This is a genomic window from Mycobacterium sp. 2-64 (genome assembly GCF_035918375.1).
GTDB classification, from domain to species: Bacteria; Actinomycetota; Actinomycetes; order Mycobacteriales; family Mycobacteriaceae; genus Mycobacterium; species Mycobacterium intracellulare.
Genome location: NZ_CP142361.1, coordinates 4,477,088 through 4,499,298, shown reverse-complemented (window position 1 = coordinate 4,499,298; position 22,211 = coordinate 4,477,088). Strand labels below are relative to the sequence as shown.

18 protein-coding genes and 1 pseudogene are annotated in these 22,211 nt (G+C 66.9%); 10 read left to right on the top strand and 9 right to left on the bottom strand.

Annotated features, from left to right (window positions below):
- The first annotated feature begins 7 nt into the window (after window positions 1–7).
- Together QGN31_RS20805 and QGN31_RS20800 are read left to right on the top strand one after the other, a co-directional pair.
- Entirely contained in the window at window positions 8–2,275 is a 2,268-nt protein-coding gene (locus QGN31_RS20805) for an ATP-dependent DNA ligase (protein ID WP_008253977.1), read from the top strand.
- Window positions 2,272–4,224 (top strand): fumarylacetoacetate hydrolase family protein, encoded by a 1,953-nt coding sequence (locus QGN31_RS20800; RefSeq protein ID WP_008253979.1) that lies wholly within the window; start codon window positions 2,272–2,274, stop codon window positions 4,222–4,224. The genes QGN31_RS20805 and QGN31_RS20800 overlap by 4 nt, the downstream gene beginning before the upstream one ends.
- A 4-nt stretch (window positions 4,225–4,228) precedes the next feature.
- Here QGN31_RS20800 and QGN31_RS20795 read toward each other — a convergent pair whose 3' ends face one another.
- On the bottom strand, window positions 4,229–5,146 hold the full coding sequence (locus QGN31_RS20795; protein ID WP_014381878.1) for a class I SAM-dependent methyltransferase: 918 nt from the start codon (window positions 5,144–5,146) through the stop codon (window positions 4,229–4,231).
- A 62-nt stretch (window positions 5,147–5,208) separates the two neighbouring features.
- On the opposite strand from QGN31_RS20795, the gene QGN31_RS20790 reads away from it, so the two are divergent.
- Window positions 5,209–6,015 carry an enoyl-CoA hydratase/isomerase family protein gene (locus QGN31_RS20790; protein WP_036396658.1) on the top strand — a complete coding sequence of 269 codons (807 nt, stop codon included), beginning with the start codon at window positions 5,209–5,211 and terminating at the stop codon, window positions 6,013–6,015.
- A gap of 375 nt (window positions 6,016–6,390) precedes the next feature.
- On the opposite strand, the gene QGN31_RS20785 is transcribed toward QGN31_RS20790, so the two are convergent.
- The 4 genes from QGN31_RS20785 to QGN31_RS20770 all read right to left on the bottom strand — a co-directional run bounded on the left by QGN31_RS20785 (window position 6,391) and on the right by QGN31_RS20770 (window position 10,639).
- On the bottom strand, window positions 6,391–7,257 hold the full coding sequence (locus QGN31_RS20785) for an LLM class flavin-dependent oxidoreductase (RefSeq protein ID WP_041785383.1): 867 nt from the start codon (window positions 7,255–7,257) through the stop codon (window positions 6,391–6,393).
- A gap of 99 nt (window positions 7,258–7,356) precedes the next feature.
- Complete coding sequence (locus QGN31_RS20780; protein ID WP_008253988.1) at window positions 7,357–8,121, bottom strand: STAS domain-containing protein; 765 nt, start codon at window positions 8,119–8,121, stop codon at window positions 7,357–7,359.
- A gap of 380 nt (window positions 8,122–8,501) precedes the next feature.
- On the bottom strand, window positions 8,502–9,479 hold the full coding sequence (locus QGN31_RS20775; protein WP_233425329.1) for a DUF4873 domain-containing protein: 978 nt from the start codon (window positions 9,477–9,479) through the stop codon (window positions 8,502–8,504).
- Window positions 9,480–9,733: 254 nt separating this feature from the next.
- Window positions 9,734–10,639, bottom strand: coding sequence for an AurF N-oxygenase family protein (locus QGN31_RS20770; RefSeq protein ID WP_009953057.1), 906 nt, complete (start codon window positions 10,637–10,639; stop codon window positions 9,734–9,736).
- Window positions 10,640–10,765: 126 nt separating this feature from the next.
- Here QGN31_RS20770 and cobF point away from each other — a divergent pair, with 126 nt between their 5' ends.
- The 4 genes and pseudogenes from cobF (at window position 10,766) to QGN31_RS20750 (ending at window position 13,168) form a co-directional block, all read left to right on the top strand.
- Complete coding sequence (gene cobF, locus QGN31_RS20765) at window positions 10,766–11,509, top strand: precorrin-6A synthase (deacetylating) (protein ID WP_041785384.1); 744 nt, start codon at window positions 10,766–10,768, stop codon at window positions 11,507–11,509.
- A gap of 4 nt (window positions 11,510–11,513) precedes the next feature.
- Window positions 11,514–11,708: pseudogene (locus QGN31_RS20760) on the top strand (DNA-formamidopyrimidine glycosylase family protein); the annotation flags it as partial.
- A gap of 201 nt (window positions 11,709–11,909) precedes the next feature.
- Window positions 11,910–12,377: a zinc finger domain-containing protein gene (locus tag QGN31_RS20755; protein ID WP_233425330.1), complete on the top strand. Its 468-nt coding sequence runs from the start codon at window positions 11,910–11,912 to the stop codon at window positions 12,375–12,377.
- Between the two features lie 41 nt (window positions 12,378–12,418).
- Window positions 12,419–13,168 carry an SDR family oxidoreductase gene (locus tag QGN31_RS20750; protein WP_008253997.1) on the top strand — a complete coding sequence of 250 codons (750 nt, stop codon included), beginning with the start codon at window positions 12,419–12,421 and terminating at the stop codon, window positions 13,166–13,168.
- A gap of 7 nt (window positions 13,169–13,175) precedes the next feature.
- Here the strand turns inward: QGN31_RS20750 and pgi are convergent, their stop codons facing one another.
- Both pgi and QGN31_RS20740 read right to left on the bottom strand, forming a co-directional pair.
- Window positions 13,176–14,840 carry a glucose-6-phosphate isomerase gene (gene pgi, locus QGN31_RS20745; RefSeq protein ID WP_008253999.1) on the bottom strand — a complete coding sequence of 555 codons (1,665 nt, stop codon included), beginning with the start codon at window positions 14,838–14,840 and terminating at the stop codon, window positions 13,176–13,178.
- Window positions 14,841–14,953: 113 nt separating this feature from the next.
- On the bottom strand, window positions 14,954–15,274 hold the full coding sequence (locus QGN31_RS20740) for a chorismate mutase (RefSeq protein WP_080587981.1): 321 nt from the start codon (window positions 15,272–15,274) through the stop codon (window positions 14,954–14,956).
- 391 nt (window positions 15,275–15,665) lie between these two features.
- Here QGN31_RS20740 and pcrA point away from each other — a divergent pair, with 391 nt between their 5' ends.
- The gene (gene pcrA, locus QGN31_RS20735; RefSeq protein ID WP_043954480.1) at window positions 15,666–18,008 is read left to right on the top strand and encodes a DNA helicase PcrA; all 2,343 of its coding nucleotides are present in this window, start codon (window positions 15,666–15,668) and stop codon (window positions 18,006–18,008) included.
- Between the two features lie 61 nt (window positions 18,009–18,069).
- Here the strand turns inward: pcrA and QGN31_RS20730 are convergent, their stop codons facing one another.
- Both QGN31_RS20730 and QGN31_RS20725 read right to left on the bottom strand, forming a co-directional pair.
- Window positions 18,070–18,681 (bottom strand): hypothetical protein, encoded by a 612-nt coding sequence (locus tag QGN31_RS20730; protein WP_193375535.1) that lies wholly within the window; start codon window positions 18,679–18,681, stop codon window positions 18,070–18,072.
- 1 nt (window position 18,682) lies between these two features.
- Window positions 18,683–19,735 (bottom strand): M23 family metallopeptidase, encoded by a 1,053-nt coding sequence (locus tag QGN31_RS20725; RefSeq protein ID WP_014941341.1) that lies wholly within the window; start codon window positions 19,733–19,735, stop codon window positions 18,683–18,685.
- 329 nt (window positions 19,736–20,064) lie between these two features.
- On the opposite strand from QGN31_RS20725, the gene sucC reads away from it, so the two are divergent.
- Both sucC and sucD read left to right on the top strand, forming a co-directional pair.
- The gene (gene sucC / locus QGN31_RS20720) at window positions 20,065–21,228 is read left to right on the top strand and encodes an ADP-forming succinate--CoA ligase subunit beta (protein ID WP_014941343.1); all 1,164 of its coding nucleotides are present in this window, start codon (window positions 20,065–20,067) and stop codon (window positions 21,226–21,228) included.
- Between the two features lie 12 nt (window positions 21,229–21,240).
- Complete coding sequence (sucD, locus tag QGN31_RS20715) at window positions 21,241–22,143, top strand: succinate--CoA ligase subunit alpha (RefSeq protein WP_014941344.1); 903 nt, start codon at window positions 21,241–21,243, stop codon at window positions 22,141–22,143.
- The last annotated feature ends 68 nt before the right edge of the window (window positions 22,144–22,211 follow it).

Here is a 22,211-nt window from a genome sequence, read left to right as displayed (position 1 = left end):
TCAGAGTATGAGTCCGACGGCGGGGCCACGGGTCAAGCTGACCAACGCCGAAAAAGTGCTGTATCCCGCCACCGGAACCACCAAGAGCGACATCTTCGACTACTACACGCGGATCGCCGAGGTGATGATCCCGCACATCGCCGGGCGTCCGGCCACGCGCAAACGCTGGCCCAACGGCGTCGAACAGGAATCCTTCTTCGAGAAGCAACTCGCCGCGTCGGCACCCGACTGGCTGCCGCGCGCCAGCGTGACCCATCGATCCGGAACGACGACCTATCCGATCATCGACGACCCCACCGGCCTGGCCTGGATCGCCCAACAGGCGGCGTTGGAGGTTCACGTTCCGCAGTGGCGGTTCGTCGCCGAGTGGACCCGCAGCCGGGCCGAAGAACTCAAGCCCGGGCCGGCGACGCGATTGGTGTTCGACCTCGACCCCGGCGAAGGCGTGACGATGGCGCAGATGTCCAAGGTGGCGCGCGCCGTGCGCGACCTGATCGCCGGGATCGGGCTGAGAACCTTCCCGCTCACCAGCGGCAGCAAGGGACTGCATCTGTATGCGCCGCTCGACGAGCCGGTGAGCAGCAAAGGCGCCACGGTGTTAGCCAAACGCGTTGCGCAACAGCTGGAAAAGACGATGCCCAAGCTTGTCACGTCGACCATGACCAAGAGCCTGCGGGCGGGGAAGATCTTTTTGGACTGGAGCCAGAACAACGGCTCCAAGACGACCATCGCACCGTATTCCCTGCGCGGACGCGAACATCCCACCGTCGCGGCGCCGCGCACCTGGGACGAACTCGACGACCCGTCGCTGCGCCAGCTGCGGTATGACGAAGTGCTGTCCCGGGTCGCGCGCGACGGCGACCTGCTTGCAGAGCTGGACGAGGACGCTCCGGTGCCGGATCGGTTGACCAAGTACCGCAGCATGCGCGACGCGTCGAAAACCCCCGAGCCGGTTCCGGCGGCGAAACCCGCTGTCGGCCAAGGAAATACCTTCGTCATCCAGGAACACCACGCGCGACGCCTGCACTACGACTTCCGGCTGGAGCGCGACGGCGTGCTGGTGTCCTGGGCGGTGCCCAAAAACCTGCCCGAAACCACGTCGGTGAACCACCTGGCGGTCCACACCGAGGACCATCCGCTGGAATACGGCGGGTTCGAAGGCGTCATCCCCAAGGGCGAATACGGCGCGGGCAAGGTGATCATCTGGGACTCCGGAACCTACGACGCCGAAAAGTTCCTTGACGACGAGGTCATCGTCAACCTGCACGGCAGCAAGATCTCCGGACGCTACGCGCTGATTCAAACCAATGGCGACCAGTGGTTGGCACATCGGATGAAGGACCAGAAGGTCTTCGAGTTCGACACCATCGCACCCATGCTGGCCACCCACGGTTCGGTGACGGCCCTGAAGGCAGGTCAGTGGGCGTTCGAGGGCAAATGGGACGGTTACCGGCTTCTGATCGAGGCCGACCACGGTGCCTTTCGGGTGCGGTCGCGACGCGGTCGCGAAGTCACCCAGGAATACCGCGAACTGCGTTGGCTGGCAGACGATCTCGCCGACCATCACGTGGTGCTCGACGGGGAGGCCGTCGTCCTGGACTCCTCCGGGGTGCCCAACTTTCACGAGATGCAAAACCGTGGACGGGGCTCACGGGTCGAATTCTGGGCGTTCGACCTGCTCTACCTCGACGGCCGCTCGTTGCTGCGGGCCCGCTACCGGGATCGGCGAAAACTGCTGGAAATGTTGGCCGCCGGCAGCAGGCTCATCGTCCCCGACCTACTGCCCGGCGACGGCAGGGAGGCGCTGGAGCACTCCGCGGAGCGCGGTTGGGAGGGGGTGATCGCCAAGAAGCGCGACTCCACCTATCAGCCGGGCCGCCGCTCGTCGTCGTGGATCAAGGACAAGCACTGGAACACCCAGGAAGTCGTCATCGGCGGTTGGAAAGCCGGGGAAGGCGGACGCAGCAGCGGCATCGGCTCACTGCTGATGGGTATCCCAACCGCGGGCGGACTGCACTTCGCCGGGCGCGTCGGCACCGGGTTCACCGACCGCGACCTGGCAAACTTGAAGAAGACGCTGGCACCGCTGCACACCGACGAATCCCCCTTTGACCCACCGCTTCCCAGGAGCGAAGCGCGCGGCGTGACGTATGTGCGGCCGGAGCTGGTCGGGGAGGTGCGCTACAGCGAGTGGACCCCGGATGACCGGTTACGCCAATCGAGTTGGCGCGGACTACGACCGGACAAGGAGGCGAGTGAGGTGGTGCGCGAGTGAAATGGGTTACCTATCAAGATGTTTCGGGCGCAGAACACGTCGGCGTGGTCTCGGGCGACACGATCTATGCGATGCCACCGGGCGTGACGCTGCTCGATCTCGTCGCCCGCGGTTCCGAGGGATTGCGGCAGGCGGGGCAGGATGCGCAGCGATCCCCGGCGGCGGTGGCACCGCTGGCGGAGGTGCGATTGCTGGCGCCGATTCCACGCCCGCCGTCCATCCGTGATTCCCTGTGCTTCCTCGACCACATGCGCAACTGCCAGGCCGCGCTGGGCGCCGGGCGCACCCTCGGCGACTCCTGGTACCGCATACCGGCCTTCTACTTCGCCTGCCCGGCAACCGTTTTGGGTCCGTACGACGACGCCCCCACGGCGCCCGGAAGCGCGTGGCAGGACTTCGAATTGGAGATCGCTGCCGTGATCGGGACCGGGGGCAAAGATCTCACGGTCGAAGAGGCGGAGCAGGCGATCATCGGCTACACCATCTTCAACGACTGGTCCGCCCGCGATCTGCAGCAGATGGAGAGCCAACTGGGGATCGGGCAAGGCAAGGGCAAAGACAGCGGGGTCACGTTGGGCCCGTACCTGGTGACCCCCGACGAGCTCGAACCGTATCGCCACCCCTCCTATCCGGGCAGATTGGACCTGCGGGTCACCGCCCTGGTCAACGACGTCGTCATCGGTTCCGGGTCGACCGCCCAGATGGACTGGACCTTCGGCGAGGTCATCTCCTATGCCTCGCGCGGCGTCACCCTCTCGCCCGGCGACGTCATCGGCTCCGGGACCGTGCCGACCTGCACGCTGGTCGAGCACCTCAATCCGGCGGCCCTGGAATCGTTTCCGGGCTGGCTGCACGACGGCGACATCGTCACGCTCCAGGTCGAAGGGCTGGGAGAGACCCGGCAAACCGTGCGGGCCAGCGGTGCCCCGCACCCGCTGGCGGTGCGGCCGAATCCGGACGCCGCTCCCGCCCCGCCGCGAGTCAACCCGGCCCGCGCGCGGGTGCCCTACACCCGCGGGCTGCACGAGGTCGGCGGCCGGGTGTGGGCCTGGACCCTGCCCGACGGCGGCTACGGATGGAGCAACGCCGGGCTGATCGCCGGCGACGGGGCGTCGCTGCTGGTGGACACCTTGTTCGACCTGGCGTTGACCCGCGAAATGCTCACCGCGATGCGGCCGCTCACCGCGTCCGCGCCGATCACCGACGCGGTGATCACGCACTCCAACGGGGACCACACACACGGCAACCAACTGCTCGATCCCTCGGTGCGCATCATCGCCGCGCGCGGCACCGCCGAGGAAATCGAACATGGGATGGCCCCGGAGATGCTCGCCATGGCGCAGACCGCCAACCTCGGGCCGGTCGCCACGCCGTACACACGAGAACGCTTCGGGCACTTCGACTTCAGCAACATCAAGCTGCGCAATGCGGATCAGACGTTCGAGCGCAACCTTGCCGTCGAGGTAGGTGGGCGGCGCATCGATGTGCTGAATCTGGGTCCCGCGCACACCGCCGCCGACTCGGTGGTGCATGTACCGGACGCGGGGGTGTTGTTCGGCGGCGACCTGTTGTTCATCGGCTGCACGCCCATCGTGTGGGCCGGCCCGATCGCCAACTGGGTCGCCGCCTGTGACGCGATGATCGCGCTGGACGCGCCGACGGTGGTACCCGGCCACGGCCCGGTCACCGATCCGGATGGGATCCGTGCTGTGCGTGGCTATCTCATGCATGTCGCCGAACAGGCCGAGGCCGCCTACCACAAGGGGCTGTCGTGGGCGGAGGCCGCCGACACCATTGATCTCGGTGAGTACGCGTCCTGGCTGGACGCCGAGCGCGTCGTCGTCAACGTCTATCAGCGCTACCGCGAACTCGACCCGCAGACACCGCAATTGGAGGTCATGGGCCTGCTCGTGATGCAGGCTGAGTGGCTGGCCAAACGGGCTGTGTGACGCTTCAGGTCCGCACCGCGCGGACGAAGCTGATCGTGGCGGCGGGCGCCTGGTGCTCGGCTTCCCCCAAGTCCGGCAGGCCCGCCGCCGAAAACAGGTCGGAGAGCCGGAATTCGGTGGTCTCCCATCCGTTGGCCCGCAGATGCGCGGCCACGTCGGTGTGCTCCCCCGGATAGGTCAACGCGGTGATGTCCAGGTCGAGCCCCTGCCGTCGCCACCCCTCGGCCATGAGCCGGGATTTCTCCAGCGCCTCCGGCGACGTGCCGGCCACGGCCCCGAAATCGGCGGCGAACCGGCTGCCCTCGCTGGACAGCGGAATGATGGCATCCAGCAGCCGCACCTCGGCGTCGGGCGGAAGGAATCCGATCAGCACTCCCTCGGCCAGCCACGCCGTCGGCTTGCTCGGGTCAAAGCCCGACGCCTGCAGGGCCGCCGGCCAATCCTCGCGCAGATCGACACCCACGGTGCGCAGCTCGGCGGTTGGGGCCGCGCCGATCTCGGCCAGCGTGGCGGTCTTGAACGCGATCACCTCCGGCTGATCGATCTCGTACACCGTGGTCCCCGCGGGCCACGGCAGCCGGTAGGCGCGGGAATCCAGCCCCGACGCCACGATCACGACCTGGCGCAGGCCGGCCTGCCCGGCCGCGGCGAAATAGTCGTCGTAAAACAGCGCCCGGGCGGCGAAGGTGTCGACGAACCGCGAAAACCCGACCCCCTCTTCGATGTCGGAGGAATCGAGTTCGCCGGTCGCCAGCTTGGTGAACAGGTCCAGGCCGGCGGCGCGCACCAGCGGCTCGGCGAATTCATCGGTGATGACCGGTTGCGGCCGCCTGGTGGCGGCCGCCCGGGCCGCGGCCACCATGGTGGCGGTGGCGCCCACGCTGTTGGCCAGGTCCCAGGTGTCGCCCTCGCTTCGTGCCATGGCTGCTCCTTCGATGTGTGGCCCAACCACGGTATGCCCGATCGGTCGCCTACGGTCTCGGTATGCCTTCAGTGAACCTGGAAACCCTCGAGGACAACATCGCCTGCATCACCCTGAACCGGCCCGAACGCCTCAACGCGATCGATGGGTCGTTGATCGACGGCGTCGACGACGCGTTGGACGCGCTCAGCGCGGGCGAGTTCAGGGTGGCGATCCTGACGGGTGCCGGGCGGGGATTTTGCGCCGGTGCGGATTTGAGCGGCACCGGGCAGCCGTGGACGCAGAACAAGCCGACCACCCCGGCGTTCAAGGTCACCTACGACGCTCAGGTCCGGCTGGCCAACCTGTACACCCGGATCTACGAGCTGGACATCCCGGTGATCGCGGCGGTCAACGGTGTCGCCGTCGGGGGCGGCCTGGCGTTCACGTTGGTCAGCGACATCCGGGTCGCCTCGGATCAGGCCCGGTTCGGTTCGGTGTTCATCAAGGCCGGCTTCTCGTCGATGGACATGGGCACCAGCTACCTGCTGCCGAAGATCGTCGGCGCCGGCGTGGCACGCGAACTCATGCTCACCGGCCGCATCATCGACGCGGCCGAGGCCTATCGCATCAAGCTGGTGCATGAGGTGGTCGCGCCCGACGACCTGATGCCCGCCGCGCTGAGGCTAGCCCGCTCGATCGCCGAGAACAACGCTTATGGCGTGTGGCAGACCAAGATTGGGCTCAATGCCGCGCTGGACGCGCCCAGCCTCCGCCATGCCATCGAGATCGAGAACCGCACCCAGGTCCTCAGCGGTTTCACCAACAACCCGGTTGAGGCCGCCAAGGCTCACCAGGAGAAGCGCGCGCCCAGGTGGGATCCGCTGTGACGAGATAGCGCCCGGCTTGCGCCGCGCTTGCGACCGCCGCTTGCCCGATGGCGGCGGCCCGCTGCGCCCGGCTTGCGCCGCGCTTGCGACCGCCGCTTGCCCGATGGCGGCGGCCCGCTGCGCCCGGCTTGCGCCGCGCTTGCGACCGCCGCTTGCCCGATGGCGGCGGCCCGCTGCGCCCGGCTTGCGCCGCGCTTGCGACCGCCGCTTGCCCGATGGCGGCGGCCCGCTGCGCCCGGCTTGCGCCGCGCTTGCGACCGCCGCTTGCCCGATGGCGGCGGCCCGCTGCGCCCGGCTTGCGCCGCGCTTGCGACCGCCGCTTGCCCGATGGCGGCGGCCCGCTGCGCCCGGCTTGCGCCGCGCTTGCGACCGCCGCTAAAGCTTCGCGATTACGTTCTCGGCGAACATCTCCAGGTTGCGGATCTTGTTCTCCAGCGGCTCCGTGTCCTTGCCCTTGACATAGGGGATGCGGAAGCCGACGATGACGTCGGTGACGCCCTTGTCCTCAAGCCGCTTGATGCCGTCGGGGGTGTAGGCGTCGGCGGAGATGACGTGGATCTCGAAAGGCCCGGTCTTGCCGGCTTCTTCGCGGAAACGCTTGAGCTTGGCGAGCAGCTGGTCGAGTTCTTCGGGGTCACCGCCGCCGTGCATCCAGCCGTCCAGGCGGGCCGCGCGCCGCAGCGCCGCGTCGGCGTGACCGCCGATCAGGATCGGGACGGGCTTGGTGGGCGCGGGCGTCATCTTGGTCTTGGGAATGTCGTAGAACTCGCCGTGAAATTCGAAGTACTCACCGGAGGTGAGACCCTGGATGATCTCGATGCATTCGTCCATCCGCTTGCCGCGCTTGGCGAACGGGACTCCCAGCAGTTCGTAGTCCTCGGGCCACGGGCTGGTGCCCACACCGAAACCCACCCGATTGTCGGTCATCGCGGCGAGCGACCCAATTTGCTTGGCCACCAACGCCGGTGGCCGGATGGGCAGCTTGAGGACGAAGAAATTGAACCGCAGCTTCGAGGTGACCGCCCCCAATGCCGATGTCAGCACGAAGGTTTCGATGAACTCCTTGCCGTCCAGGAACTCGCGGTTGCCGTCCGGGGTGTAGGGGTACTTCGAGTCGGATTCGAACGGGTAGGCGATGCTGTCGGCGATCGTCATGGCGTCGTAGCCGGCCGCCTCGGCCGCCTTGGCCAGCGGGACGTAGAACCGAAAGTCAGTCATCGCCTCTGCGTAGGTAAACCGCACGTCATCTGCCTTCCTGAAGGGGTCGTCCCACGACATTAGAACGTGTTCTAGTTTCAGCACAACCGCCAGATGGGTGTGGCTAGAACTGGTTGGAACGAGTCAGAGCTGGTTCTCGGGGCCGATGACCGCCCACACCGTCTTGCCGGACCCCGTCGGCGTGCTGCCCCACGTGCGGGACAACGCGTCGACGATCGCCAGGCCGGAGACGTCGATGCCCTTCGCTGGAGACGGAAGCCGCACGGCGGGCGTGTTGCTGGCATCGGAGACCGCGATGGTCGCCGTCGTGCCCTGCGCCTCGAGCCGCATCACCGGGACGCCGGCGGTGTGTTCCAGCACGTTCTCCACGAACACGTTGACGACCACCAACGCGACGGGGATGAGCTTGGCCTGCGACCACGTGGTGAGCCACTCGCGGACCAGCCGCCGCGACTCGCGCAGGCTGGTCAGGTCGGCGGGCAGCTGCGCGTCGGCGCGCCGCACGGCACGACGGCCGTTCTGCCCGAGTGACTTCATCGCCGCCTTCTGGCTCGAATACACCGGCATGAAGTGCGCGATCCCGCTGCGCGTAATCGCCTCGCGGGTCGCCCGATTGCTGCAGACGAAGACGATCGGAACGTGGGCCGCGCTGCCGATCTGCCAGTAGGCGCCCATAAAGGTCGACCATGCCGGTTCGGCGTTCAGCTTGAGGCCGGAGACGTCGAGGATGACGGCGGAAGCCGCGTCGGATGTCGCCTTGATGAGGCGGTCGCGCAGTGCGGTGGAATTGGCGGCGTCAAGCACGCCGTCGACGGTCAGAACGGCGATCGAATCATCCGTCCGCGTCGCGACGGCCAGTGAGCTGGCCGACTCAGCCACCGGGCTCATCCCAGCTCGATCGGGACGTCCGGTTTCATTTCCCGCTCCTTGTGTGTTCTGCCGGGCCGACTGCTTGAGTATCCGCCCTCAGCGGCAAAAGTCTAGTTCGCGGCGAGCCCGCTTCGATGCACCGAAAAGCGGCAGGCCGCGATCCCGATCCCCCCGGACTCATGCCGCAGCCCCGCATCGAATGAATCATGCGCCCCCCTCCGTGCCCGTCGCGGCGTCGGTCCGCACCGCCCCGCACGCACAATGGAGTTCATTGCCCAACACGCGCTGTTCCACGGGATTACCACATAGGGGGCGCGGCCAAACTTTCTGGTATGGCCTGAAAACAGGTCGTCTCCTGCAGAAATGCGCTGGCCTTCGTCAGCAGCCGCGGTGCCCGTTCACCCGTTGCTCAGCGCGTAGGGGGGAGCGCCCACGCCCGCAACCGAGTGCGTGCCCCAGGGTGTCCGTTCGACGATGCGCGCCGGCGCACTGCGCTCACCCACCGTCAGCGTGGCCGTCCGCGCCTGCTTGAGGTCGTCGGACGGCGAACCGAACACGGTTCCCTGCCAGTGGTAGCGACCGTCGATCGGGTCCAGATGGCCGGTGAGCCGGACTCGTACCGGATGACGGCTTCCGGCGATCTCCAGCATGGCGGTGCCGTCGTAGGCGTCGTCGCCGGCCGGCGCGCTGGCCGAAAGGTCGAAGGCGGACGCCGCCGGTGGCGGCTCGATCGGTCGCAGCTGGGCGCGTTCGTTGAAGACATGCTGGCTGCTGGCGCGCACCTCGATGCGGAGGCTGCCGGTGCGCTGCATGAGCTTCAGGCACTCCACGATGTAGCGGGCTTGCGCGTCCGGGTCGGGACCGGTGATGAAGAAGTAGTTGGGGAACCCGCGCACCGCCACCCCGCAAAACGGCTCCATGCCGTCGCGCCAGGCCTCTCGGATGGGCAGCCCTCCCGCGCCGGTCAGCGTCTCGTCGGCGACGTGATCGGCGATCGAGAATCCGGTGCCGTAGACGATGGCGTCGACGCTGTGGTGGACACCATCGCCGGTGCGCACCCCCAACGGGGTCACCGTCTCGACCGCCGACGAAGCGATCACCACCGACGGCCGCGACGCGCTCGGGCGGGTGTGGCGGCGCAGCCAGCGCGCGACGCGGGTAGACCACAGCGGCACCTCGGTGACCACACGGCGGGGTGCGCGGGCAAAGACGGTGACGGATGCCGCGGCTTCGACCAGCCGGCCGAGGTGGTAGCCGGCAGCGGCATCGGTGCCGATGACCGCGATGCGCTTGCCGGACGGATCAAACGCCGGCTCCCACGCCGCCGCGTGAAACGACTCGCCGCGAAACTCGTCACGCCCGGCAAGGTGCGGCACCCACGGAACGTAGACGTCTCCACCCGCGGCGACGACGACATCGGCCCGCACGATCTCGCCACCGGCCGTGGTCAACAGCCAAGTGTCGGAGGCGTCGTCGAACCGCGACCGGAGGACGTCCTGGCCGGGCCGGTCGAGCAGGACCAGGTCGGTGAAGCCGGCCCCCGACAACGCATCACAGGCGCTCTGACCGCCGACCCCCGCGCCGACAATGGCCGTGTGGCAACGTGATTCGCTGCCGGGACGCGAAGCCGTCACAGAAACCTGCTGCGCTTCCAGCCGCGGCGCGCGAAGCGGCCCATCAGGCCTACCTCGGTGAGAAACGCCGCCAGTGGAGCGAAGCCGGCGACCTGAACGTCACGGCGATGCGGGCTGGTGCGCGCGGTCTTTCGGGCCCGCTGCGGGTCGAGACCCGTTCGAGCATAGGGGACCGGGTTGCTGAACAGATAGTTGAAGAAGTAGCCGCCCAGCCCGTTGATGTTGGCCATGAACCAGCGGTTGAACCGAGGCATTTCGGCGACGCGTTTGCGCGCGCCATCGCGCGCGAATTGGATGTGACGCGCCTCTTCGGTCACGTGAATGCGCATGAGCCGCTGAATGATTGGCTGCAGCTCGGGGTCGTCCATCATCTGTCGCTGCAGCGAGTCGAAGATCTCCTCGCCGATCAGGGCGGCCACCCACAGCATCGACCCGCGCTGAAACGCCAGCGGAAGCATGTTGATGATCATCCGGTGAAACAGCCGGGGGCGCACCGGTTTTGCGCCGACGCGCTCGATGGCCTTGCCGAACATGACCATGTGACGGGTCTCGTCGCCCAGTTCGGTCAGCTTGTAATGCGTCGAGTTACTGGTCGGGTCTTCGTGCAGGATCGTGCGCAGCAACGACTGGTTGAGCATGTTCTCGAACCAGATCCCGGCCGAGAGGGTGTTGACCAATTCCTGGCGGGACAACTCGATCTGCTGTTCGCGGGTCATCTCGTCCCACATCGGGGTGCCGTACAGCGACACCAACCGCGGCGGCAGATAGAACTTGTCCGGGTCGAGCGGAGCGTCCCAGTCGATGTCGACGACGGGCTCATAGGACTTTTTGACCGAGCCCTTCAGCAAGCGCTCGGAGAACTCTTCACGGCTCGGCCCACCTGGCTTCAGCGACGTGGTCATCCCTGGCGTCCCTCCATTGGGTGCTTAGACGGTACCCATGGTACTGGGTACTTCAGGTCCCGACTAGGCCTATTCGGTATCGATTCGGCAATGTGGTTGAGCAGCGACGCGAGTCAGGAGAGTTCATTGGGCCGGCACATCCACGTCATCGGCATTGGCGCCGGCGATCCCGACTATGTGACCGTGCAGGCGATCGAGGCGCTCAACGACACGCAGGTGTTTTTCGCGATGGACAAGGGCGACCAGAAAAGCGACCTGGTGGCGCTGCGCCGCGAGATCTGCGCCCGGTTCATCCGCGAACCGGGCTACCGGTTCGTCGAGTTGGCCGACCCCAGGCGCGCAGATCACGCCGAGTACCGCGACGCCGTCGCGGAGTGGCATGCCGCGCGCGCGCAGATCTGGGCCGACGCCATCTCGGCCGAGCTGGGTCCGCACGGCGTCGGCGCATTCTTGGCCTGGGGCGACCCGTCGCTCTACGACAGCACCCTGCGCATCCTCGACGCTGTTGCCGCGCAGGTCGATTTCACGTTCGACGTGATCCCCGGCATCACCGCCATACAGGCGCTGACCGCCCGGCATCGCATCCCGCTCAACGGGGTCGGCGAACCCGTCCTGATCACCACCGGCCGGCAGCTGCGCGCGCACGGATTGGCCGGCGATGCGGTCGTAATGCTCGACGCGGACTGCTCGTTCAACACGTGCCCGCCTAACACCCGCATCTGGTGGGGCGCCTACCTGGGCACCGACGACGAACTGCTCATCGCCGGCACGGTCGGCGAAGTGGGACCCCGCATCGTTTCGCAGCGGGCCGAGGCGCGCGCCCGGCACGGCTGGATCATGGACACCTATTTGCTCCGACCGGCAGACTGAAACCGTGCCCGAACTGCCCGAGATCGAAGCGCTGGCCGATCATCTACGGCGCAACGCCGTGGGCCTGACGGTCGGCCGCGTCGACATCGCCGCCCTGTCCGTCCTGAAGACCTTCGACCCGCCGATCAGCGCGCTGCACGGCCAGACCGTGGTCGGGGCCGACCGCTGGGGCAAATACCTGGGGCTGCGGACGGACGACCTCTACCTGGTCGCCCACTTGTCCCGGGCGGGCTGGTTGCGGTGGTCCGACACGCTGGCCGCGGCGCCGCTGCGCCCCGGCAAGGGCCCGATCGCGCTGCGCGTGCACCTGGGCACGCCCGGTGAGGCGCCCGGCTTCGACCTCACCGAGGCCGGCACCCAGAAGCGGCTGGCGGTGTGGCTGGTAAGCGACCCGCAGCAGATCCCACAGATCGCCTCCCTCGGGCCGGACGCGCTGGACCTCGGCCCCGACGACCTGGCCCGCGTTCTGGCGGGCAACACCGGGCGGATCAAGACCGTCATCACCGACCAGAAGGTGATCGCCGGTATCGGCAACGCCTACAGCGACGAGATCTTGCACGTCGCGAAGATCTCGCCGTTCGCCACCGCCGGCAAGCTGTCCGAGAAGCAGCTCGCCGCGCTGCACGACGCCATGATCACCGTGCTCACCGACGCGGTGAGCCGATCCGTCGGCAAGGGCGCGGCCACGCTCAAGGGCGAGAAGCGCTCCGGATTGCGCGTGCACGCCCGCACGGGCCTGCCCTGCCCGGTGTGCGGGGACACCGTGCGTGAAGTGTCGTTCGCGGACAAGTCTTTTCAATATTGTCCGACGTGTCAGACCGGAGGCAAGGTCCTGGCCGACCGGCGGATGTCGCGTTTGCTGAAGTAGTCGCCCGTCCGGGACTTGACACCTGTCGATATGCTGCCCCGATGACTCGCCAGAAGATCCTCATCACCGGCGCCAGCTCCGGGCTGGGCGCCGGCATGGCGCGCGCCTTCGCCGCCAAGGGCCGCGACCTCGCCCTGTGCGCGCGTCGCACCGACCGGCTCGAGGAGCTCAAAGCCGAGCTGACGCAGAAGTATCCGGGCGTGACGATCGCCGTCGCCGCGCTGGACGTCAACGACCACGAGGCCGTCCCCAAAGTGTTCGCCGAACTCAGCGACGAGCTGGGCGGCATCGACCGCATCATCGTCAACGCTGGCATCGGCAAGGGCGCCAAACTCGGCTCCGGCAAGCTGTGGGCCAACAAGGCGACCCTCGAGACCAACCTGGTGGCCGCGCTGGTGCAGATCGAGACCGCGCTGGAGATGTTCAACAAGAACGGTTCGGGCCACCTGGTGCTGATTTCGTCGGTGCTCGGCAACAAGGGCGTGCCGGGCGTCAAGGCCGCGTACGCGGCCAGCAAGGCCGGCCTGAGCTCGCTGGGCGAATCGTTGCGCGCCGAATACGCCAAGGGACCCGTCAAGGTGTCGGTCATCGAACCCGGCTACATCGAGTCGGAGATGACGGCCAAGTCGAACAGCACAATGTTGATGGTGGACAACGAAACTGGCGTCAACGCGCTCGTCGCCGCCATGGAGCGGGAGCCCGGGCGGGCGGCGGTGCCGTGGTGGCCGTGGGCGCCGCTGGTGCAGCTGATGCGGGTGCTGCCGCCTCAGCTGACCAAGATGTTCGCCTGAGGACCGATCAGCTGGTCCGGCCTCGTTCGCTGCGGTAGCGGCGGACCAGGGCATCGGTCGAGCTGTCCGATTGCGGCGCCGGGGAGGCGTCCGCGGTGAGCACCGGCAGCAGGGCTTTGGCCTGAGTTTTGCCCAGCTCCACGCCCCACTGGTCGAACGAGTCGATTCCCCAGATGACGCCCTCGGTGAAAACCTGATGCTCGTAGAGCGCGATCAGCTGGCCCAGCACCGACGGGGTGAGCCGGTCGGCCAGGATCGAGGTCGACGGCCGGTTCCCCGGCATCACCTTGTGCGGCACGATATCGGCGGGCGTGCCTTCGGCGGCGATCTCCTCGGCGGTCTTGCCGAAGGCCAGCACCTGGGTCTGCGCGAAGAAGTTGCTCATCAACAGGTCGTGCATGCTGCCGTCGCCCTCGGCGGTGGGCAGGTCGTCGATGGGTTGGCTGAAACCGATGAAGTCGGCCGGCACCAACCGGGTGCCCTGATGCAGCAACTGATAGAAAGCGTGCTGGCCGTTGGTTCCCGGTTCGCCCCAAAAGATTTCACCGGTGTCGGTGGTGACCGGGCTGCCGTCCGCGCGGGTCGACTTGCCGTTGGACTCCATGGTCAGCTGCTGCAGGTAGGCCGCGAACCGCGCCAAGTCGTTGGAGTACGGCAGCACCGCGCGCGACTGCGCGCCCATGAAGTTGGAATACCACAGGCCGATAAGGCCAAGTAGCACAGGAGCATTGGACTCCAGCGGGGCGGTCTTGAAATGCCGGTCGACGATGTGGAATCCGGACAGGAAGTCCGCGAACGCTTCCCGGCCGATGGCGGCCATCACCGACAGGCCGATCGCCGAATCCACCGAGTAGCGGCCGCCGACCCAATCCCAGAACCCGAACATGTTGTCGGTGTTGATCCCGAAGTCGTCGACGAGGCGCTTGTTGGTGGAGACGGCCACAAAGTGCTGGGCCACCGCGGCGTCGCCGAGGGCGTCGGTGACCCAGCGGCGCGCTGCGGTGGCGTTGGTCAGGGTTTCCAGAGTCGAGAACGTCTTCGATGCCACAATGAAAAGCGTTGTGGCGGGGTCCAAGTCGGCCAGGGTGGCGATCAGGTCGGCGGGGTCGACGTTGGAGACGAAGCGCGCCGAGATGCCCGCATCCGCGTAGTGGCGCAGGGCCTGGTAGACCATCACCGGGCCGAGGTCCGATCCGCCGATGCCGATGTTGACCACGGTGCTGATCCGTTTGCCGGTCGCTCCGGTCCATTCACCGCTGCGCAACCGGTCGGTGAAGTCGCCCATCCGGTCCAGCACGGCATGCACGTCCTCGACGACGTTTTGACCGTCGACGGTCAGTTCGGCGTCCCGGGGTAGCCGCAGCGCGGTGTGCAGCACCGCCCGATCCTCCGAGGTGTTGATGTGGACACCGGCGAACATCTGGTCGCGGCGCTGTTCGAGGTTGGCGGTGCGGGCCAGATCGACCAAGAGCCGCAGCGTTTCTCGCGTGATCCGATGCTTGCTGTAGTCGATGTAGAGGTCGCCGACCGAGACGGTCAGCTCGCGGCCGCGGTCGGGGTCCTCGTCGAAGAACTGGCGCAGATGGGTGGCGCCGATGCGTTCATGGTGCCTGCGGAGGGCGTCCCACACGGGGGTGGCGGTGATGTCGGGGAGGGTGTGCAGGGAAGTCATTGGCGTCGCTCCTCTTCATCGCTTCGCTCTGCATCGTCGCCGACGCGGGCCGTCATGCTTCGACCCTATGGGCTCTGACGTGAAGGAGCCAGATGTGGGGGCGAGCGCCGGGCTCAGTGACCGAGCCGGCCCCTGCCCAGCCGCAGCAACAGTATCGCCAGGTCCTTGCCGTCGGGGCCGAGCTCGCTGTAGCGCTCGATGACCTTCATCTCGCGGCTGTGGACAAGTCGCGTCCCGCCGGAGGCCATCCGGGCCTTGCCGATCGCTTGTGATACCTCGGTGCGCCGTTTGACCGCGGCGAGGATCTCGGCGTCCAGCCGATCGATCTCGAGACGTAGGTCGTCGATGTCGGTGGCCCCTTGGGTCTCCACCGTCTCGATGTTCATCCCTGTTGCCTCCGCGCCTTCGTCGTGATGTGTGGGTTCTGGACTCATGCAGCATCGGGCCTCACTGAAGACGAGCCCCGGGCGCCGAAGGCGGGTCCGGGGCTCTGCGGAAGCAGTTAGACCACGGGCACCGCGGACCGGCACCCGTAGGGAAATCGGCGGCGCCACTCCGGGGTCGAGGAGCGTCGTCGACACTGCACATTGAGCACGAAATGAGTGTGCCATTAAAAACGGTGGGCGCGCAAAAAAACATGTTTAAGCTGCGCTTTTTGGACTTGGGTGCAATTACGGCACCGGCACGAGAACGGGGTCGAAGAATGCGTTCCGACACGCCCATTCTCCGGTGGCCCGCGGGGCGCGATCCAGGCCGGCCGAGCCACTAGCCTGGTTTGATGCCTGGGCGCTTTGTGTCACTGGGCGGCGGTAAGTTTGGACTGACATGAGTGTGCACGCAACAGATACCAAGCCGGCCTCGGAAGCCGATCAACTGCTCGAGGGGCTCAACCCGCAACAGCGCCAGGCGGTGGTGCACGAGGGCTCCCCGCTGCTGATCGTCGCCGGGGCGGGTTCGGGCAAGACCGCGGTGTTGACGCGTCGCATCGCCTACCTGATCGCGGCCCGCGGCGTGGGGGTCGGCCAGGTGCTGGCGATCACCTTCACCAACAAGGCCGCGGCCGAGATGCGGGAGCGGGTGGTGCGGCTGGTCGGTAACCGGGCCCGCGCCATGTGGGTGTCCACCTTTCACTCGACCTGCGTGCGCATCCTGCGCAACCAGGCGTCCCTGATCGAAGGCCTCAACTCCAACTTTTCGATCTACGACGCCGACGATTCGCGGCGGCTGTTGCAGATGATCGGGCGCGACATGGGCCTCGACATCAAGCGCTACTCGCCGCGGCTGTTGGCCAACGCCATCTCCAACCTGAAGAACGAGCTGATCGACCCCGCCGACGCGGTCTCCAAGCTGACCGACGATTCCGACGAGTTGTCGCGCACGGTGGCGAGCGTCTACGGCGAGTATCAGCGCCGGCTGCGGGCGGCGAACGCGCTGGACTTCGACGACCTGATCGGGGAAACCGTGGCGGTGTTGCGGGCTTTCCCGCAGATCGCCCAGCATTACCGGCGGCGGTTCCGGCATGTGCTCGTCGACGAGTACCAGGACACCAACCACGCCCAGTACGTGCTGGTGCGGGAACTGGTGGGCCGCGGCGGCACAGAAGCACCGGCATCGTCCGACGATGTGCCGCCCGCCGAGTTGTGCGTGGTCGGCGACGCCGACCAGTCGATCTATGCGTTCCGCGGCGCCACCATCCGCAACATCGAGGACTTCGAACGCGACTACCCCGACGCGACAACCATTCTGCTGGAACAGAATTACCGGTCGACGCAGAACATTTTGTCGGCGGCCAACTCCGTGATCGCCCGCAATTCCGGGCGCCGGGACAAACGCCTGTGGACCGCCGAAGGCGCCGGCGAATTGATCGTCGGCTACGTCGCCGACAACGAGCACGACGAGGCCAGATTCGTCGCCGAGGAGATCGACGCACTCGCCGACAAGGGCGAGATCACCTACAACGACGTCGCCGTCTTCTATCGCACCAACAACTCGTCGCGGTCGTTGGAAGAGGTCTTCATCCGCGCCGGGATTCCGTACAAAGTCGTTGGGGGAGTGCGGTTTTACGAGCGCAAGGAGATTCGCGACATTGTCGCCTATCTGCGGGTGCTGGACAACCCCGGGGATGCGGTCAGCATGCGGCGCATCCTCAATACCCCGCGACGGGGCATCGGAGATCGCGCCGAGGCTTGCGTGGCGGTGTACGCCGAGAACACCGGGGCCAGCTTCGCCGACGCACTCGTCGCCGCGGCCGAAGGCAAAGTGCCGATGCTGAATTCCCGCGCGGAGAAGGCGATCGCGGGTTTCGTCGAGCTTCTCGACGAGCTGCGCGGCCGCCTGGATGACGATCTCGGGGATCTCGTCGAGTCTGTGCTCGAACGCACCGGGTACCGCAGGGAGCTGGAATCCTCCAGCGATCCCCAGGAACTGGCGCGGTTGGACAACCTCAACGAACTCGTCAGTGTCGCACACGAATTCAGTACCGACCGGGCGAACGCCGACGCGCTGGACGAGTCGCTGCACACGCCCGAAGACGAGGACGTGCCGGATACCGGTGTGCTGGCGGAGTTCTTGGAAAGGGTGTCGCTGGTTTCCGACAGCGACGAAATCCCCGAGGACGGCGCCGGCATGGTCACGCTGATGACCCTGCACACCGCGAAAGGCCTCGAGTTTCCGGTGGTGTTCGTCACCGGGTGGGAGGACGGGATGTTCCCCCACATGCGGTCATTGGACGACCCGACCGAACTCTCCGAGGAGCGGCGCCTGGCCTACGTGGGCATCACCCGGGCCCGGCAACGGCTGTACGTGAGCAGGGCCATTGTCCGCTCCTCCTGGGGACAGCCCGTGCTCAACCCGGAATCCCGTTTCCTCAGAGAGATTCCGCAAGAATTGATCGATTGGCGCCGCACCGCGCCGGCCCCGTCGTTTAGCGCGCCGGTGAGTGGTGCCGGACGCTTCGGTACGCCGCGCGCGGCGCCCACTCGATCCGGGATGAGCAAACGACCGCTCCTGGTGCTCGAGCCCGGCGACCGGGTGACGCACGACAAGTACGGCCTGGGCCGGGTCGAGGAAGTTTCGGGTGTCGGCGAATCGGCGATGTCGCTGATCGACTTCGGTAGCTCGGGTCGGGTGAAGCTGATGCACAACCACGCCCCGCTCAGTAAGCTCTAGCCCGGCGGCGATCGACCGCGTCGAACGTGCGCTCAGCGCGAAAGCCGCGAAACCTGCGCCGTCAGTACATGTTCGGCGAGGGCCGGGCGTCCAGCCAGCGTTTGGTTTGCGGCAGCATCACCAGCACCACCGCGGAGATCGGCAACAGCGGGAGCAGGTGCACGACCCACGCCACACGGGCACCGGCGATGAAGACGCCGATGTAGGTGAGGAAAGCGACGAGCGCGCCGGCTAACAGGAGGTAGCGGCTGACCGGTCGGCGCTGCAGCAGCGCGATCACACCTGTCACCGTGGTGGCGCCGAATACCACGGCGAGAAACGCCACCGCGATGCAGAATAGGCGATCGGTGCGCCACCAGCCGGCGATCAGATCGGTGGCCACCACCGACGTAGCCCACCCGCTGACGATGCTGACCGCGCACGCCGCGACAGCCGTGCGATCGCTGGGTTCCAGGGCCGGCACTCCGGCATAACCCGTCCGTCCCGCACGCGGGCCGCCCCGGGACGTCGGGGTCGGTGGAACGAATTGACTAGTAGGGGAGTCCGGCGTGGTGGGGATCGGCCCGGTCGGCGCGCGACGGATGATCCGCGTCCGTGAATCGGAGGTAGATGAGGGCTCCGAAGTGGGCTCGGGCGGACGCGGACCGGAAGGTTGTTCGTTCGGCGCGGTCACCTCAACCAGCGTAGTTGCCGACCATAAGACCACGCTTAGCCAGCCACGGCACCGGATCTATCCGCTCGGCGCCGCCCTGCAGCACCTCGAAATGCAGGTGCGGACCGGTCGAATTGCCCCGGTTGCCCATGGTGGCGATCTGATCACCGGCCATCACGCGCTCGCCGACGCTGACCAAGGCGGTGTTGATGTGACCGTAGAGCGTGACCGTACCGTCGGAGTGCCGCAGCTTGACCAGCATCCCGTAGCCGCCGGCCGGGCCGGCTTCGATGACGACGCCGTCGGACACGGCCACGATCGGCGTGCCGATCGAGTTGGCCAGGTCGATGCCGGCGTGCAGTACACCCCAGCGATAACCGAAGTTGGAGGTGAATATGCCCTTGGTCGGCATCACGTAGAGCGGTTGCTGCAAGCGCGCCTCGCGCTGAGCGCGGTCGTTGGCGAAGGCGACGCCCTTGGCGAGTTCCTGGTTGTGCAGTGCTGCGGTGGCGGCGGGATCCACCGCAATCACCTGGGGGCCGCGGACGGTGCTGCTGCCCGAACCGCCGGTGAGTGCGGACGCGTTGGCGGCAAGCACCGCCTCGGTCTTGGGGGTGTCGGCGTGGCTGGTGGCGGTGTGGGCGGCCGCCGCGGCGGCGCCGGCGGCCATCGCCGAGATCAGCAATCGACCACGGGCCGCGCTGGTGGGTTGTTTGCGATGCTGCCCTCCGCGGCGGGTGGCGCCGACGACGTCGGTGGGGCGCGGGTGATCGAGACCCCGCTCGGTGCTGGGCTCGACAGTGACCCGGGCCAACACCTCGGTCGTGGGCGCTGCCAGCCACCGAGGCCTCAGGTCGTCGGTCTCGTGGAGGTCATCGAGCTCCGGTGCGAGCAGGACCTGCGCCGCGTTGTCGAACGTCGAGTCGTTGCTGAAGTCCAGGTCGGCGTGATCACCGACGTCGTCATAGGAATCGCTGAAATCAAGGTCATCGAAGTCAAATCCGTCGAGGGGAAGGATCTCCGTGACTTCGGTCCGATGGGGCTCCGCCGACCGGGCGCCTGCTGCGCGACTCACCCTTAAGGTGCCTGTTGTTACGGCAGAGGGCGTGGCAAAACGGTGCTGGGGCAACCTGAAATGTCCTCGTATCGTGACCATAACGTTATCTGGACCCTAGGAAGGTATCCGCTGACGCGCGGGACTGGCAACCTCGTCGCACAATCCGGGTGGAATTGTGATTTGGATCACGTGGACGGTCTATCCATGTCCCGTGAGCTGTGCCACATCGGCGGACGCGGCGGTCAAAGCCATTTCGGGGGTGGATACAGTTCGTCCGTGCGAATTGCCGGATGCGGCACCGCCGACCAAGAGGCCTAGCAGTTGAGTCGAGTGAAGACAGAGAGTCCATGGATCTTTTCGAGTATCAAGCAAAAGAATTGTTCGCCAAGCACAACGTACCGACTACGCCGGGACGCGTGACCGACACCGCCGAGGGCGCTCGCGAGATCGCCACCGAGATCGGTCGTCCGGTGATGGTCAAGGCGCAGGTGAAGGTCGGTGGACGCGGCAAGGCGGGCGGCGTCAAGTACGCGGCGACGCCCGAGGACGCCTTCGAACATGCGAAGAACATCCTCGGTCTCGACATCAAGGGACACGTCGTCAAGAAGCTGTTGGTCGCCGAGGCCAGCGACATCGCCGAGGAGTACTACATCTCGTTCCTGCTCGACCGCGCCAACCGCACCTACCTGGCCATGTGCTCGGTCGAGGGCGGCATGGAAATCGAGGAGGTGGCGGCGACCAAGCCCGAGCGGCTGGCCAAGGTGTCGGTGGACGCCGTCAAGGGTGTCGACCTGGCGACCGCGCGTTCCATTGCCGAGCAGGGCCACTTGCCGGCCGAGGTGCTCGACGCCGCCGCGATCACCATCAACAAGCTCTGGGAGGTCTTCGTCGCCGAGGACGCCACGCTGGTCGAGGTCAATCCGCTGGTGCGCGATCCCGAAGACCGGATCCTGGCGCTGGACGGCAAGGTCACCCTCGACGCCAACGCCGACTTCCGGCAGCCCGGCCACGCCGAGTTCGAGGACCGCGACGCCACGGACCCGCTGGAACTCAAGGCCAAGGAGCACGACCTCAACTACGTCAAGCTCGACGGCCAGGTCGGCATCATCGGCAACGGCGCGGGCCTGGTGATGTCCACGCTCGACGTCGTCGCCTACGCCGGCGAAAAGCACGGTGGGGTCAAGCCGGCCAACTTCCTGGACATCGGCGGTGGCGCGTCGGCCGAGGTGATGGCCGCGGGCCTCGACGTCATCCTGAACGACAAGCAGGTCAAGAGCGTCTTCGTGAACGTGTTTGGTGGCATCACCTCCTGTGACGCCGTCGCGAACGGAATCGTGACCGCGCTGAACATGCTCGGTGACGAAGCGAACAAGCCGCTCGTGGTCCGGCTCGACGGCAACAACGTCGATGAGGGCCGGCGCATTCTGGCGCAAGCCAACCACCCGCTGGTGATCCAGGCCGAGACCATGGACGCCGGCGCCGACAAAGCCGCCGAGCTGGCGAACAAGTAAGGGACCCAAGCCATGTCGATCTTTTTGAACAACGACTCCAAGGTCATCGTCCAGGGCATCACCGGTGGTGAGGGCACCAAGCACACAGCGCTGATGATGAAGGCCGGCACCCAGGTGGTCGGCGGCGTGAACGCCCGCAAGGCCGGCACCACCGTGTCGCACGTGGACCCGAAAGGCAAGGACGTCGAGCTCCCGGTGTTCGGCACCGTCGCAGAAGCGATGAAGGAAACCGGCGCCAACGTGTCGGTCGTCTTTGTGCCGCCGAAATTCGCCAAGGACGCGATCATCGAGGCCATCGACGCCGAGATCCCGCTGCTGGTTGTCATCACCGAGGGAATTCCGGTGCAGGACAGCGCTTATGCGTGGGCCTATAACGTCGAAAAGGGACAGAAGACGCGGATCATCGGGCCGAACTGCCCCGGCATCATCACCCCGGGCGAGGCCCTGGCCGGCATCACCCCCGCCAACATCAGCGGGCCCGGTCCGGTCGGCCTGGTGTCCAAGTCCGGCACCCTGACCTACCAAATGATGTACGAGCTGCGCGATTTCGGCTTTTCCACCTCGATCGGCATCGGTGGTGACCCGGTGATCGGCACCACGCACATCGACGCCATCGAGGCGTTCGAGAAGGACCCCGACACCAAGGTCATCGTGATGATCGGCGAGATCGGCGGCGACGCCGAGGAGCGCGCCGCCGACTACATCAAGGCGAACGTGTCCAAGCCGGTCGTCGGCTACGTCGCGGGATTCACTGCGCCGGAAGGCAAGACGATGGGCCACGCGGGCGCCATCGTGTCCGGCTCGTCGGGCACCGCGGCCGCCAAGAAGGAAGCGCTGGAAGCCGCGGGCGTCAAGGTCGGCAAGACCCCGTCGGAGACCGCGGCGCTCGCCCGGGAGATCCTGCAGAACCTGTAGGGGGCCGTGCCCGGCCGATGCCGCGAGGGGGCCCCGGATTTGGCCGTGGCCCGGCACACGGTAGATAG